The 14,380-nt window shown below is 61.5% G+C and carries 11 protein-coding genes; 4 read left to right on the top strand and 7 right to left on the bottom strand.

What is annotated here, in order from left to right; translation table 11 throughout:
- Positions 1-400: 400 nt before the first annotated feature.
- Positions 401-1,657, bottom strand: coding sequence for a histidine--tRNA ligase (gene hisS, locus NSJP_RS04580; RefSeq protein WP_080885750.1), 1,257 nt, complete (start codon positions 1,655-1,657; stop codon positions 401-403).
- A 158-nt stretch (positions 1,658-1,815) separates the two neighbouring features.
- Between hisS and NSJP_RS04575 the strand changes: the two genes are divergently transcribed.
- From NSJP_RS04575 to NSJP_RS04560, 4 genes are all read left to right on the top strand, one after another.
- Positions 1,816-3,303 carry an FAD-dependent thymidylate synthase gene (locus NSJP_RS04575; RefSeq protein ID WP_197685478.1) on the top strand — a complete coding sequence of 496 codons (1,488 nt, stop codon included), beginning with the start codon at positions 1,816-1,818 and terminating at the stop codon, positions 3,301-3,303.
- 19 nt (positions 3,304-3,322) lie between these two features.
- Positions 3,323-4,360 (top strand): tetratricopeptide repeat protein, encoded by a 1,038-nt coding sequence (locus NSJP_RS04570; RefSeq protein ID WP_080885749.1) that lies wholly within the window; start codon positions 3,323-3,325, stop codon positions 4,358-4,360.
- Between the two features lie 178 nt (positions 4,361-4,538).
- Entirely contained in the window at positions 4,539-4,781 is a 243-nt protein-coding gene (locus NSJP_RS04565; protein WP_080885748.1) for a FitA-like ribbon-helix-helix domain-containing protein, read from the top strand.
- Positions 4,778-5,179 carry a type II toxin-antitoxin system VapC family toxin gene (locus tag NSJP_RS04560; protein WP_080885747.1) on the top strand — a complete coding sequence of 134 codons (402 nt, stop codon included), beginning with the start codon at positions 4,778-4,780 and terminating at the stop codon, positions 5,177-5,179. The genes NSJP_RS04565 and NSJP_RS04560 overlap by 4 nt, the downstream gene beginning before the upstream one ends.
- A gap of 315 nt (positions 5,180-5,494) precedes the next feature.
- Here the strand turns inward: NSJP_RS04560 and NSJP_RS04555 are convergent, their stop codons facing one another.
- The 6 genes from NSJP_RS04555 to NSJP_RS04530 form a co-directional block, all read right to left on the bottom strand.
- The gene (locus NSJP_RS04555) at positions 5,495-5,764 is read right to left on the bottom strand and encodes a hypothetical protein (RefSeq protein ID WP_080885746.1); all 270 of its coding nucleotides are present in this window, start codon (positions 5,762-5,764) and stop codon (positions 5,495-5,497) included.
- Between the two features lie 84 nt (positions 5,765-5,848).
- The gene (locus NSJP_RS04550) at positions 5,849-6,190 is read right to left on the bottom strand and encodes a P-II family nitrogen regulator (RefSeq protein WP_080885745.1); all 342 of its coding nucleotides are present in this window, start codon (positions 6,188-6,190) and stop codon (positions 5,849-5,851) included.
- A gap of 130 nt (positions 6,191-6,320) precedes the next feature.
- Positions 6,321-9,521 carry a DUF2309 domain-containing protein gene (locus tag NSJP_RS04545; protein ID WP_172834161.1) on the bottom strand — a complete coding sequence of 1,067 codons (3,201 nt, stop codon included), beginning with the start codon at positions 9,519-9,521 and terminating at the stop codon, positions 6,321-6,323.
- Entirely contained in the window at positions 9,509-10,807 is a 1,299-nt protein-coding gene (locus NSJP_RS04540) for a proton-conducting transporter transmembrane domain-containing protein (RefSeq protein ID WP_080888506.1), read from the bottom strand. Before NSJP_RS04540 ends, NSJP_RS04545 begins: the two co-directional genes overlap by 13 nt.
- An 8-nt stretch (positions 10,808-10,815) precedes the next feature.
- Positions 10,816-12,516, bottom strand: coding sequence for an NADH-quinone oxidoreductase subunit 5 family protein (locus NSJP_RS04535; protein ID WP_080885743.1), 1,701 nt, complete (start codon positions 12,514-12,516; stop codon positions 10,816-10,818).
- Between the two features lie 57 nt (positions 12,517-12,573).
- Positions 12,574-14,274, bottom strand: coding sequence for an NADH-quinone oxidoreductase subunit 5 family protein (locus NSJP_RS04530; RefSeq protein ID WP_080885742.1), 1,701 nt, complete (start codon positions 14,272-14,274; stop codon positions 12,574-12,576).
- Between the last annotated feature and the right edge of the window lie 106 nt (positions 14,275-14,380).

Raw genomic sequence — 14,380 nt, 5'->3', positions numbered from 1 at the left:
CCGACTCCGACGACGAATTTTTTCTTTCTGAGAACATCTCGGAAGTAAGAGCCCTTGCTCCAGTTGCACATCGATCGAAAAGATCATCGGCCAATCCAAATGCAACCGATCTGTCTCTCACCTCGTTACCGCATGCTTGGGGATACAGAGCACGGACCATACGAAGAGCGCCGATGGAATCGTGGACATCACGAGAATCATCTGAAATCACCGATGAGAAACTATCTGGACACCGGAGGCTGACGGGGTGTGGATAACAAGTAAGCCAGCTTCTAAGCAGCCATCGGGAAAATTTAAAACAGAAGAGATAACTTCACTTATTATTCAAAAGCTTATAACGATATGACAAGGGCGAGGGTACGGGGTTTTCAAGAGGAAGTCAACCCAAAAAATAGGACTCTTAGGAATGTGAAAGTTGAGCCAGAATGTGGCGAGGGATCTCCGAGAAAGGCACCTCTGCTTGTGCTTTCGTCCCCATGTGCCGAACGATGACGGATCCGCGGCGAACCTCGTCGTCTCCAAGGAGGACGGCCCACCGGCTCCGTGCGCGATCAGCCTGGCGGAGATGGGCCTTGAGCGTCGTGGAGCGGTAATCCGTTTGAGCGACAAGCCCCGCTCGCCGTAACGCATCCAGCACCCGGATACCGGCTGGCGCTCCGTCCGTTCCGAATGAGGCGACGTACACTGAGGGAACCGTAACCGGTTGCGTCGTATCCGGCAACATCAAAGAGATGCGTTCAAGGCCTGCGGCGAATCCGATGGCGGGAGTGTGGGGTCCTCCGAGGGTCTCGACCAGACCGTCATAACGGCCGCCGGCGCCGACGGCGTTTTGCGCGCCTAAGTGGGACGACGTCACCTCGAAAGCCGTCAGGCAATAGTAGTCGAGCCCGCGAACCAAGCGTGCGTTGAGGTGATAGGGGATATCGAGCGACGTCAGACCGGCCAGCACCTCGGCGAAATGGGTCCTGGCTTCCGGTGAAAGGTGATCCGTTAGACGAGGCGCATCGTCCGTCGCGGCACGGCATTCGGGCACCTTGCAGTCGAGGACCCGGAGGGGATTGGTATCTATCCTCCGCAGGCAGTTGGCACAGAGACGGTCCGTACGCCCCTTCAGGAACGCAACGAGTACCGGAAGATATGCGGCCCGGTCCGCCGCGGTGCCCAGGCTGTTGACCTCGAGCGTCAGGTCCGGCAGCGTCAAGTCGGACAGGAAGCGCCAGAGTAGCGACATGACTTCCACGTCGGCCCTGGCATCCTGTGTGCCGAAATATTCGACACCGAACTGGTGGAATTGTCTGAGTCGGCCGGCCTGCGGCCGCTCGTGGCGGAACATCGGCCCGAGATAATAGTATTTCTGAGGGAGCGGATCGGCACCCCGATTATGTTCGACGAACGAGCGAACCGTACCGGCCGTGCCCTCGGGCCGCAAGGTCAGGAGCGTGCCGTCGCGGTCGGGAAACGTGTACATCTCCTTCTCGACGATGTCCGTGGTGGCTCCGATGCTGCGGGCGAACAGGGCGGTGGCCTCGAAAATCGGCAAGCGGATTTCGTGAAACCCGCACCGCTCCGCCCAGCGGCGGGCGGTTTCTTCGATGAACCGCCACCGAGGAGTTTCCTCAGGCAAAATGTCTTTGACGCCTCTGATGCCTTTGATCATGCGTGTACTGTGGCTCTCCGTCGTTGCGAGCGGACTATAGCGACGGCTCCGCCGCCAAGTCAACGCGCGAGCGGACGCCGATGCGCTTGCGGAGGGCGGACGGGGAGCGCTATAGTGGCTCCCTTCCACTTCCGTCTCTTCCTGAACCGGAGCGTCGCATGAGTGCAGACCGTCCAAGCCGCCGCGTGATCGCCGTGGCCCCGATGCCGCCTGAAAAGTCCGCCTACGCCTTGGCCCGGTACAGCCGGTCTCCCGACTCCATCGAAAGCAGCATCGCATGGGTCCACGGTCATTCGTCTGAAAAATTCTGGGAGCAGTTCTACTTCGATTACGGTCACGCGTCCATTGCCGATCTCGGTCACGTGATCGTCTGCTTCGAAGACATCACCGAGTTGGCGGCGATCCGCCTGGAGGACGAACCCGTGTGGGACGGGCAGGCGAAATCCAGCCGGTATCAGAACTTCGCCTCGAGCGGGTGGTACGTGCCGGACGCGATCCACGGGAGTGAAACGGAAGGAACCTATCAGGGAATTCTGAGAAGCCTCGGAGAGATCTACCGCCTTCTGCATGGTCCGCTCGTGGAGTTTCTCTCGGAGCGGGATCCGCGCCCGGAAGCGATGAAGCCCGGCGACTATCAGCGCACGATTGCCGCCAGGGCCTTCGACGTCACGCGTTACCTGTTGCCCCTTGCCTCCCGTACCAACGTCGGCCAAGTCGTCAGCATCAGGACGCTGGAGAAGCAGATCACGCGGCTGCTATCGTCCCAATTGCCGGAGCTCCGTATGATCGGAGAGGATTTGAAAGACGCCTGCCAGCGGCCACCGATGAACGTCTGGGGAGAGTTGACCGGGCAGGCACCCGGCCCCTATGAACCCCTGGCACCCACGCTGGCGCGTCACGCCAAGTCCAGCGAGTATCAAGGGGCCGTCTACACAGACCTCGCGCGGTACGCCAAAGAGGCGCTGCGAGGGAACGGGCTAGACGATGCCGCTTCGTGGGGCAGTCAGGAGGCGGTCGAACTGGTCGAACCGCACGATCCCTGCGACGAAGTGGTCGCGACGCTCCTCTACCGTGTCTCCCAAGCCCCCTATCGGCACATCCTGTCCGTCGTCCGCGACTGGACCGAGAAGCAGAAGCAGGAAACGATCGAGATCGCGCTCAGCCGGAGGGGGCCGTACGACGAACTCATCAGGGAGTTCCGCAGCGGCTATCCCTTGACGTTCGATATTCTCATGGACATCGGCGGTTGGCGCGATCTCCATCGGCATCGCCGATGCCAGCAGATCCAGCAGAACTTCACGACCCGCCACGGCTATGAGACGCCCAAGCCGCTCGTGCAGGCGGGTCTCGACGGAGAGTACCGGCAAGCGATGGATGCCGTGCAGGCCGATATCGAGCAGCTGAGGAAAGTCAACGCGGAAGCCGCGCTCTATGCGATTCCGTTCGGCTTCAAAGTCCGGTGCCTGTTCAAGATGGATTTTGCGGAGGCCGAGTACATCGCCAAGCTGCGCTCCGGTGTGAAGGGACACTGGTCCTACCGGTCCATCGCCTGGCTGATCAAGGAGAAGGTGACGGAGCGCTATCCGTCCCTCGGCCGACATATGCAGGCGACGTCGCCGGACATTGAAGACACCTTGACCAGATAGACGGCCCATCCTTCTCGCCATGAGCGACCATCGAACCACATGCGAAACCTCTCTCCTGGAAGGAGATTGGGAGCGCGCCGCCCAGGCGGCAATGGATTGGGTTCGACATCCCTCGGTCGCCGAGGAACGGGACCCCCGTCCGCATTTCGTACTGAACGTCACCCATCTCCTCAAGGGGCGATTCGCCGAGGCCTGGGCCAGCCACGCCGAGTGTCTCCAAGAGGCGGAGGACATCGCACAGATCAAGGAATGGACAGAGGATCTGGTCGAGACGCACGGCGATCAGACCTCCGCCCATCTCATCATGGGTCTGTTCCTGGCGCAGTCGGGCCAATCGGAACAATCCCAGCAGAGTTACAAGGAAGCCGCCAAGCTCGCACCGGCGTCCGCCTATCCGCACTACTTTCAGGCGCAGATCCATGAGCGAGCCGATCGTCCGGACATGGCGATCAAAGAATATCGCGAGGCCGTCCGGCTCGATCCCGGCTTTGCGCCGGCCCGGACCAACTTGGGTGTGGCCTATCAAGAACAAGGCCGGCTGGAAATGGCGATTCCCCAGTACAGGGAAGTGATCAAACTCAACCCTGACGACAGCGTGGCCCATGCGAACCTGGCCTGTGCCTTGGCGGAACAGGGTAAACAGGAAGCGGCCGTGCAGGCGTATAAAGAGGCCCTCAGGTTGAATCCGCACGATGCCGAAGTGCGCTTCGCGCTGGGCAGCCTGTATGAAACGCGCAGCCGGATGGATCTGGCGAAGAAGGAATACAGCGAGGCGCTCCGGTCCAATCCCGATTTCGGACCGGCGCATACGGCGCTCGGCTGGATCGCCCTGCGAAAGGGCCACTTGCAGGACGCCTATGAAGCCTTCAATCGGGGTCTCAAAACCAACGAGCAGGACGCCCGCGCCTACCACGGGATTGCCGAGTATTATGCTCAGCGGCGCAAACCGGAAAGCGCGATGGACAATTACGCCAAGGCCCTCAAATACTATAAGGATCCCGACATGAAAAACACCATCATGAACCAACTGTTTCAGGAAGGGCGGGTCGGGGACTAGCGCGGCTCTCATTGACTGTGGCGAGGGATTGCACTCCCGGATCTTCTAACGAATTCTCCTCCTCTCAAGCACGCACCTAAAGCGACCACGAGAGTGAAGCGCTCGCATTGCTTGACGAGGTCCGTCAACCACGGTAGTATCCATAACGGAATCATTATGGAACCATTCGGAGGAACGCGTGGCAACCTTGACCATCAAGAATATTCCGGAGCCATTGGTGAAACGCCTCAAGCAACAGGCTGCTGCTCATCGCCGGAGTCTGAATTTTCAGGTCATCTCCTATCTCGAACAGATGACCCACAGTATCCCTATCGATGCCGATGCATTATTGGCGCGAGCCCGGGCCCTTCGCCGAACTCCGAAAGGGATGAAACTGACCGATCGCATCCTTGACGAACTCAAGGTGGCCGGCCGGTCATGATCGTGGCCGATACGAATCTGTTGATCTACCTCTATGTCCAGGGTCAGCGAACAGAGGAAAGCGAAGCCGTACTGCGTCGTGATGCCATATGGGCAGCCCCATTGCTGTGGCGGTCCGAATTCCGCAATGTGTTAATCGGTCTCGTGAGAAACGACGTGCTAGCACTCAACGAGGCGATTTCTATGGTCGACGAAGTCGAACGGTGGTTGGACGGACACGAGTACAGCGTGATCTCTCGCAATGTGCTGACACTGGCGGAGCAGTCCGGATGCTCGGCGTATGATTGTGAGTTCGTCGCTCTCGCTCAAGACTTGCGAGTGCCCCTAGTCACAGCCGACCGGCACGTCCTAAAAGCATTTCCGGCTGTTGCGATCTCACCATCATCCTTCGCGTCTTAGGGATGAAGAAGAAGTGATCTGATCGTTCTCCCCACTTTCGGAACGCGGCACACGAGACCAATCGAAATGTCAAAAGAAGCAATGTTCAGTCCGCTTAACTCCTAAGGGCAGAGACTTGAGATTTTGCGGGGGGTTCAAAAGCGTCGCCGGCGAGGCCGCAGCGACGCAGAGGATTGGCGGTGGTCGACTCTGAGCCCGCTCAAACTGTTTTTCTAGCAAGGCCGCAATGAGTTTGAGCGCCGAGGCGTACTATTCGCGGTACGTCGAGGTGGACAAACGACTGAGAACGCAGCTAGAGGACAGTTTCAGCGGGCTTTACAGTTCGCGGATGGCGCCCTGCAGCACCGTGATCTGCGTCACCGGATCTCCGGAGCTTCGCAGTTCTGATCGAATCTGATCTTTCAGGTAGGAGGAATACCCGACACGGTCGAGCAGCAGGTCGAGAAACCGCTCCGCCGGGAGCAGGCTCTGGGCTTTGAGCTCGTCGACGGTCTCATCGCTGACCGGGACATACGTGCTTCCCAAGTGGAAGACCACATTGTAGTAGCGCCCCTGCCCGATTCGTTCGAACCGCAAACCCTTCACGCTAGGCTCCTGACCGTGGACGGATTGCCATTCTAGACAATCCGTCACGAGAAAGACAAGGCCGAACGCGGAGACGATGACCGGTCAGACCCCTTTGCTTTTCTTGCCGAAATACTCCTGACGGCTCACCGCCACGTCGGCCACGAACATGACGCCGGAATGCCGTTCGAACAACGGCCTGAGGCCGGCCAGAATCGGCTCGACCTTGTCCTCGGGCACCACGGTCATGATCATCTCCAGACTTTCCTGCTCGCTGAACATGAAATGCGCTTCGCGCACCCCGTGGTGGCCCTTACCCGACACGTTACCGATGATGGTATAGCCGCTCGCATTGACGCGATCGAGCAGCTCCGTCACGAACGCCCGGTGCTCCCCGGCGACGATCACACGAATTTCCTTCATCGGATGCAGGACTAGCTCGCCCATCTAAGGTCTCCTTTCCCGGCTGTTGATTGCTCGATGTTCCCAATGTTCGCGCTCGGACGGTGCCGCCGATGCCGGTCATTTCTCGGACAGCGTGCTCTGCGCGAATCTCTCCGGCACACGTGCCGTACTCCTACTCGATTCGTTGCCATCCCCCGGTGGGGCGATACCGATACCATACCGCGTCCTGGGGATCGAGCGCGACGAGATGGACCCACTCATTGTGATAAAAGTGCTGCAACACCTCGTGTCGCCCGATCAGTTTGTCGATGCGCTCGCGCGGAGCCTCGATGATCGTCAGGAGCCGCATCGGTTCGTGATACGGTCGCTCACCGTTCATGACGGTCTGCCGCGCGAGCCCCAGGCGAAGATCGCTCCAGGGGCCCGACATAATCCCGAGCCGGCCGACGACGTTGTGGTAAATCTTGCTCCCGCTCCCGTAGACCTCGTTGTCGGTGATGGAAAAATAGTGTTCCATATTGATCCACTGGGCCACCACTTGAGGCGCAGTCAGCAGCACCTCCAACAACCGATTGGACGGGTCTTCCCGGTAGTCGTAGGAGTGCAGGAAGACCCGGCCGTCGAGGTCGAGACCCTTGGTCAGCTCCCGGCGTCCGAAAATGATGGCCGTGTTGCCTGAGAGTCCCCATTCGGGCCGCACCTGACTCCAATCCGCACTGCGCTGTTGCACGTGCGCGACCGCTTGCTGGCCGACGAGCGGCGGCTCCAGATCCGGAAAGCGCGCGCAGCGTTCCTGACTCGTCAATTCGGCCGCTTCCTGAAGATCTTCCTGGAGCCGGGCCAGATCGGCGCGGTGGGTTGGCGGCACGTCTTCGAGGTCGAACAGCGTCACCTGGTCCGTCGTCGTATCCATCTGTCCAGCCAGGAAATGGGTATCGGCCGGAATGTCGAGGCCGTTCTTGGCGAGGCGTTCCCGGACGGTGCGATTGTTCGCCATCATGGCCAGGACCCGCGCATTGGGCTTGCCCTCGTTGCCGCCGCAGGCCCCGCAGTCGAGCGCGGATTCATAGGGATTGTTCTCGGACGTGCTGCCGTGCGCGCAGAACAGCACCAGTCTTGCGAAGTTTTTCGTCAAGCCCATCATGCGTAATGCCGTATCGACCGTCAGGACTTGCTCGTCCAGCGTGAAGCCCGTGCGCGTGATCCGCTCCCGTTGATGGGACGCGGCGCGCGCGCTGATGCCGTACTGCCGCTGGAGGAGTCCGACGAGCCGGTCGACCGTCTCAGCCGTAAGGCCCGCCTGCGCGGCCGCGTCCAAGAGCATCTGATCGGTTTCCCCGGTGCCGCTCAACGACCGTTGCCGCAACCCCTCGACGAGCACTGGCGTGATGCGGGACTTGCGCAGCCCCGTGTGTTCTTCGAGCGCGGCTCTGATCCTGGCCTGCTGCTGCGCCGCCACCATCTCGGCGGTTTCGTCGGGAGCCATCTTGCCGACGGTGAGCGTCGTGGCGATAGAGGGGACGAACAACCGGCGCAACCAGGACGTCCATCGCCGGTACAGCGACGGCCAGAGGGTCTTGCCGAAAATGGGAATCGCATAGACCCATCCCAACGATTCAACCATGACGTAGGGCGTGACGACGTTTTCTTTCAGATCGTGAAGCAGCGTATGGCCGGCATGAACCCATTTCGTACGGGCCTCATGGGTGGAAACCTTGTGGTCGAGGTAGCTGCGGGGAATCTCCCGAACCTCGTTTTTGGCGCGCATGATGACCGGGAATTGTTCCGTGTCGTGTTCCTTATCCCAAGCCCGAAACCGGATGAACGCGGCAAAAAATCCGGCGAAACCGTAGGTGTCATGGGCGCCGGTCGATTCCAAATGCCGGCGGAACGGTTCCGATCGCACGTCGATGCAGTAGACCGACTGCGAGTAGGGACGGATTTGAGCCGCGGAGTCGGTTCCCGTCGTTCGGGACCGGAGCTGCCCCAGGAGGGAGTGCTGATAGCTCGCTTCGAGCGCCTTGAGCCAGACCGGGCCGTGGGTGGGCTCGGGGAACGCCTCGATCCAGTCGACCAGTTGCTTCAGCGCGTCTGAGTCGGTTGCGGCAAGGTGCTCCGGGTCGAGCTCCAGTGACCGTGCCAGCGCCAGCAGCGTTCTGGCCGCACCTCGACGAGCGGCCGCCGCCTGTCGGGGAACCACCTCGATCTGATAGCGATCGAGCACCGCCTGCCACCCGCGGCCTCTCTGATGGGCCAGACGATCGACTTCTTCCGCGTACAAGGCGGGCAGACGTCCCGCGACCCGCTGCTTGCGCAGGTAATACTCATTCGGATGGCTGCGCATGTAGTCGGTCACGGCCGCATAGCGGCCGTCGATACCTAGCTCGGTCCGGCAGGCTTTCTGAACGAGCTCGCGCGCGTACCAGAGGCGGATGGCCAGAAACTTCACGAGCCCGGCCGGATAGGCCTGTTGCCAGGGATAGTCACGTTCTTCGCCCCGCCACTTGATGAAACCGGCCCAACCGGGGAGGGCGGTCAACTGGAGCGAGAGATAATCCTGGCGGAGCTCGGATGGAATGCCGAGCCGATCGAGGCTCTCCAAGAGCGCGTCCTCGGGATAGTCGGGAAGAGCGGCGATTTTTCGCCCGCTGTCGGCAATCCCGCAGGGCGACCATTCGTGCGCCGCGATCGTCTTCCAGGCCTGGTAGAGGCCCTTCTCGCGTTCGGGCATGGCCCAGGTGGCGTGTCCTTCGTCGAGGAACGCCTCGCACCATTTGATGAGTTGCTCGTTGATCTGGCGGACGATCTGCGTGCCCAGCGTGTCGTCGCACCAGTGCGACAGGGTGAGCCATCGTCCCAGGGAGGCTTCATCCGCTTCCGCGATCGTACGTATGCGTGTCAGCAGGTCCGGATACGTCAGCACCGACTCGAGTCGGGCCGCGAGCCGATCGATCAACGCATGCGAGGGATCGGGCAACTGGCTGTCGAGCGGTTCGACGGAGGGCGATCCCAGTCCGCCGGTCAGACAGGCGCGCAGTACCTCGCCGTGCGAGACGGTGCGAGGGCCGACCGCGACGCGGGCGTTCTGCGTCAGCGGGCGGATGACGTCATCCAGGTGTTCGACCCTGATCCGACCGGACCGGACGTATTGGCGATACAACTCGCCGGAAAGATAGCCGCTCCCGCCCATGAATTGCTTGCCGCGGCGGACTGTCTCCTCGAAAGGAAGATATTCGAGGCTATGGAGCGGATTGTGATGGACGAACGTCCGCATCGGCCAATATTGCGCGATGACCTCCCCGGCGAGACGAACGACCCCGCGCAACTCCATCCGTCTCGCTTCGATGTCGGGGGCCTGGTCTACCGGTTCCACGTGAATGATTCTCCGAGAATGGGGATCCCGAGTGCGGCTGGTTCGGAGGCAAACAGGGTCGACGGCACCAGTCCCAATGCGAGCAGAACCAGTACGACGATCAATAGTGAAGCCAGCTCGGCTTGGAGCAGATCGGTGTATCGGAGTTCCGGCCGTCGGATCCCGAAGAGCAACCGCTGCACCATCTGCATGATGTACCAAGATGCGGCGAGCCATGCCAGGAGCGTGACGAACAGGCCGGCCAAAGACGGAAAGGGCGAGCCCAGCAACAGTCCCATGAATCCGGCAAAGACGCCGAAGGGTGGCAGGCCCATTGCCGCCAGCGCCAGCAGGGAGAGGAGTACGGCATACTGCGGCATGCCCGTCGCCAGGCCGCTGATCGCCTGAGGATCCACGTCGTCGCCGTATCTGGTTCGGACCACTTGCCAGGCGACCATGAGGCCGCTTGTGGCGAGGCCTACCGTCCCGACCAGGAGGGCGGCCCGTGGCGTGGCCGTTCGCGAGGCGGCGGCGAACCACCAGAAGATGGAAAAGAAGGAAAGGCTGCCGTACGCCAACAGGAGACGGACCCGCGATTGAGCCAGGGCTTTGAATGCGCCGTAAGAGGCTCCCGCCAGGGCGAAGAAGCCGACCGTCCAGGCCACGCTGTCCGAAACCGTGGGCATGGCAGCCGCCAACAAATGAAGACCGACAAGGGGAAGGAGGACGACGATGAACGAGGGCAGGCTGCCGGGCAGCCGCGTCAGCGCCGTCAGGTAGCCGTCGTGAAACGGCAGGAGCGGAAGCAAAACCCCGCAGGCCAGCAAGGACGCAAGCGAGGACAGAGGATCACCGACGGCGGCCGACAGGGCGGCGCACAAGGCGCCGAAACCGTAGGCGCCGATGCCCCACCAGGATCTGGGCCAGAGGGCGCTGTGGTGTTGATAGAGCAAGCCCGCGATCAACGCCGAGAGGAGCGCCACGGTCAACGGGGCAATCAGGGGCGGCCCGCTCAGGACCGACAAGCCGATCCCAAGAAATACCAACGTGGACAACCACGAGAGCCGATGCTGCTCGTGAACCGGCTGCCCCAAAATCGAGATCGTGGCGGCCAACGGCAGAAGATAGAGCGGGAGCAGGCCTTCGGTCGGCACCTCGATTCTGTTGGCGCATCCCGCGATGGACGCGAGGCTGAGCACGGCCCAGGTGACGCAGGACCGTTTCAGCTGTTCGGGGTCCGAGCGGAAGGGCAGGCTGGCAAGCGCGCCCAGCAACGGTATCCCGGCCAGGAGCGACGGTATCATCATGCCGCCCGTCACCGCGACCACCCTCGTTCCCGTTTATCGACCTGATGGACCAGACGCATGATGGTCTGTCCGACCAGTGCATAGCATTCGTCGGCATAGAGCCGGTTCATGAACGGCAGATACAGGCGTACCCGCGTGTTCTCGACCCAGGCCGGCATCCGCAGCGTCATCCCATGGGCGCTCATATAGAGATAGGCCCAGCTGGCGACGGTCAGAATCGTGGCGGTGACGATGATGAGGTCGAACAGCCAGTCCGGAAGATCGGCGGCCCGGAAGTACGCGGCGACTTCCTCCGGATTCGGGTACAGAAATTCCGTGAACGACTCGACGGCGAACAGATAGACGAACACGATGAACAAGAGGGTCAGCAGCATCGCGGCCGAGACCTTCCAGGATGCCACCTGGCGCAGCCGCGTCAACGTCAGAATCGCCTGCGACGAGGTGATCCAGATGAAGAACAGAAAAATTACCGCTCCCTGGGATGCCAGCAACGGGATGCGCAGGATGCCGTGCGTAACCAGGAGAATGAGAAGCGGGATGAACAGGGTGGTCACGAAGCCGGTGAACCACGTGAGACGGGACAGGCCTGGTTCCTCGTCCTGATGATCGACATGCGGGAAATGGGGCTCCAGCCGGGCCTTGTGAATGACGTTGCCGCAATTCAGGAACACGGTGGCCTTGAAGAGGCCGTGGGCGATCAGATGGAACACCGCCAGCGAGAAGGCGCCGAGGCCGCATTCCATGATCATGTAGCCCATCTGCCCGATCGTGGAGAATCCGAGCGTCTTTTTGATGTCGTTCTGGGCCAGCATCATGGAGGCGCCGAGGACGGCGGTCAGGGTACCGATGAGAAAGGCGACGTGCAGGGTCGTGGAACTGAGCCCGAACAGCGGCGCGAGCCGGTTGATCAGGAAGCCGCCGGCGTTGATGATGCCGGCGTGCAGCAGCGCGTGCACGGGCGTCGGCGCGAAGAGCGAGCCGGGCAGCCACAGATGGATCGGAAACTGGGCCGATTTGCCCATCGCCCCGACGAAGAGCAGCAGCGTGACGGCCGTGGCCCCGCGCATCTCGAGACCGGGCCACAAGGACAACATGACCGGCGTATCGGCGGCTCGCGCGAACAGTTCCTGAAATTCGAGTGTGCCGTACAACTGATGGGCGAGCGCAATACCGGCGAGAAACGCCGTATCGGCCACACGCAGGAGGGTAAAGGTCTTGAAGGCCCCCGCCAGGGTTCCCGCATGAGCGTGATTGTGGGCGAGGACGTAGAGCAGGTAGCTGAGCACCTGCCAAAAGAGAAACAACATCATGAGATTGGCGCTGGACACCATGCAGATCAGCACGAAATCGGTAAGGCAGATCATGGCCAGATACCGGCGCGCGTGCCGATCCTGCGACATGTACACCGTCGAATAGGTGTAAATGATGACGCTGACGCCGGTAATCAGCGTCATCATCACCGCGCTCAGGCGGTCGACGTAGAATCCGATGGGAATCGCGAACGACGCGATCGAGGACAAGTCATAGAACCGGATCGAGACCGGCCCGGCGGTCGTCACGAGATACAACGTCGCAACGGAGCCGAGGAATGCGGCTCCGATGGGATAGGCGGCTGCCTTGGCCCGAGCATGCTCGGAGCCGGCCGGTCCGCAGACCACCAGGCAGGCGGCTGCGAGCAGGAGAAGCGGTACCAACAGGATGAGCGTCACGACTCCCTCATCAGGGGCTAACCATTAATACGACCGTCGGACCGTCGTCAAGCGCGATCAGGACGTCCGGCCCTGCGCGAGCTCTTCGAATCGCCGGACCGCGGCGACCTGTGCTTGGCTGAGACGCTGGACGCCTTCGTCGATGTGGAGCCGATTCAGGAAGAGGACATAGAGCCGGAGACGGATGCCGTAGACCCAGGAGGGCATCGGAAGGGATCGGCCGTGAGCCCTGAGATAGAGATAGCACCAACCGAGACCGGTCATGAGTGTCGCCACGCCGATCATGATGTCGAAGAGACGGCTCGGCAACTCCGCCGCCTTGAAGTAGGAGGCGACTTCGTCCGGATTGGGATACAGGAACGCCGTGAACGACTCGACGGCGAACAGGTAGACGAACACGACGAACAAGAGGGTCAGCAGCATCGCGGCGGACACTTTCCATGACGCGACGGCCCGCAGGCGTGTGAGGGTCAAGATGGCCTGCGAGGACGTGATCCAAATGAAAAACAGGAAGATTACGGTGCCTTGCGCTTCGAGCAGGGGGATGCGCAGCACGCCGTGCGTCAGCAGCAGAATCAGCAACGGAATCAGCAACGTCGTGACGAATCCGGTCGCCCAAGTCAGGCGCGAGTAGCTTTCCTCATCCGTCCGCTGTTCGACGTGGGGGACATGCGGCTCCAGCCGGGCCTTGCCGATGACGTTGCCGCAATTCAGGAACACGGTGGCCTTGAAGAGGCCGTGGGCGATCAGATGGAACACCGCCAGCGAGAAGGCGCCGAGGCCGCATTCCATGATCATGTAGCCCATCTGCCCGATCGTCGAAAACCCCAGCATGTTCTTGATGTCGTTCTGGGCCAGCATCATGGAGGCGCCGAGGACGGCGGTCAGGGTACCGATGAGAAAGGCGATGTGCAGGGTCGTGGAGCTGAGCCCGAACAGCGGCGCGAGCCGATTGATCAGGAAGCCGCCGGCGTTGATGATGCCGGCGTGCAACAGCGCGGTCACGGGGGTCGGCGCGTACAGATACCGAGGAAGCCAGATGTGAAAGGGAAACTGCGCCGACTTGCTCATGGCTCCGATCAGCAGGAGCAGCGTGACCGCCGTGGCGCCGCTGCACTCCACACCGGAGAACAGCTCGATGACGGCTTCCGACTGCACGGCGGCGGCAAACAATTCGGGGAACTCCAGCGTACCGTAGAGCCCATAGGCCAGGGCCGTGCCCGCGAGAAAGGCGACGTCTCCGGTCCGCAGCAAGGCGAAGGTCCGGAAGGCGCTTTCCAGTGTCGCGGTGTGCGTATGGTTGTGAATGAGAAGATAGAGCAGATATGAAAGCAGCTGCCAGAAGACGAACAGCATGAGGAGGTTGCTGCTGGACACCATGCAGAGCAACACACACACGGCGACGCCGAGCAGCGCGAAATACCGGCGTTCGTGCGGCTCCTGACTCATATACTGGATGGAGTAGGTATAGATGATCGTCCCGATGGCGGAAATCAGCACCATCATGACCGCGCTGAGACGGTCCACGTAGAAACCGAGCGGCAGGGGGAAGGCGCCGGCGGGATCATACAGGCGGATCGTGATCGGCCCTTGCGTGGCGACGAGGTAGAGGGTCGCCAGGGCGCCCGCGCAGGCGACGCCGATCGGCCATGCGGCCACGGTCAGTCTGGTCCGCACCGCAGCCTCGTCGCCGGCCAGCACGATGAGCGTGGTGAGCAGCGGAAGCAACGGCACGAGCAGCACGGCAAACGTCCACATTTCACACCCGCAAAAAGACAAAAAGCCAACCGGGTCTCTCGACGCGTTGATCGAGCCCCGCGTTGGCTTGCACTGCGACCGGCCGTTCGACGAACTGCCGGCCACC

The organism is Nitrospira japonica (genome assembly GCF_900169565.1).
GTDB classification, from domain to species: domain Bacteria; phylum Nitrospirota; class Nitrospiria; order Nitrospirales; family Nitrospiraceae; genus Nitrospira_C; species Nitrospira_C japonica_A.
Note: the sequence above shows the minus strand (reverse complement) of the source record. Positions and strands in the feature narration are given on the sequence as shown.

Bases quoted from the DNA above. Each gene is read 5' to 3' on its own strand.
- hisS (WP_080885750.1), bottom strand. From the start codon at position 1,657: ATGATCAAAGGCATCAGAGGCGTCAAAGACATTTTGCCTGAGGAAACT.
- NSJP_RS04575 (WP_197685478.1), top strand. From the start codon at position 1,816: ATGAGTGCAGACCGTCCAAGCCGCCGCGTGATCGCCGTGGCCCCGATG.
- NSJP_RS04570 (WP_080885749.1), top strand. From the start codon at position 3,323: ATGAGCGACCATCGAACCACATGCGAAACCTCTCTCCTGGAAGGAGAT.
- NSJP_RS04560 (WP_080885747.1), top strand. From the start codon at position 4,778: ATGATCGTGGCCGATACGAATCTGTTGATCTACCTCTATGTCCAGGGT.
- NSJP_RS04550 (WP_080885745.1), bottom strand. From the start codon at position 6,190: ATGGGCGAGCTAGTCCTGCATCCGATGAAGGAAATTCGTGTGATCGTC.
- NSJP_RS04540 (WP_080888506.1), bottom strand. From the start codon at position 10,807: ATGATGATACCGTCGCTCCTGGCCGGGATACCGTTGCTGGGCGCGCTT.
- NSJP_RS04530 (WP_080885742.1), bottom strand. From the start codon at position 14,274: ATGTGGACGTTTGCCGTGCTGCTCGTGCCGTTGCTTCCGCTGCTCACC.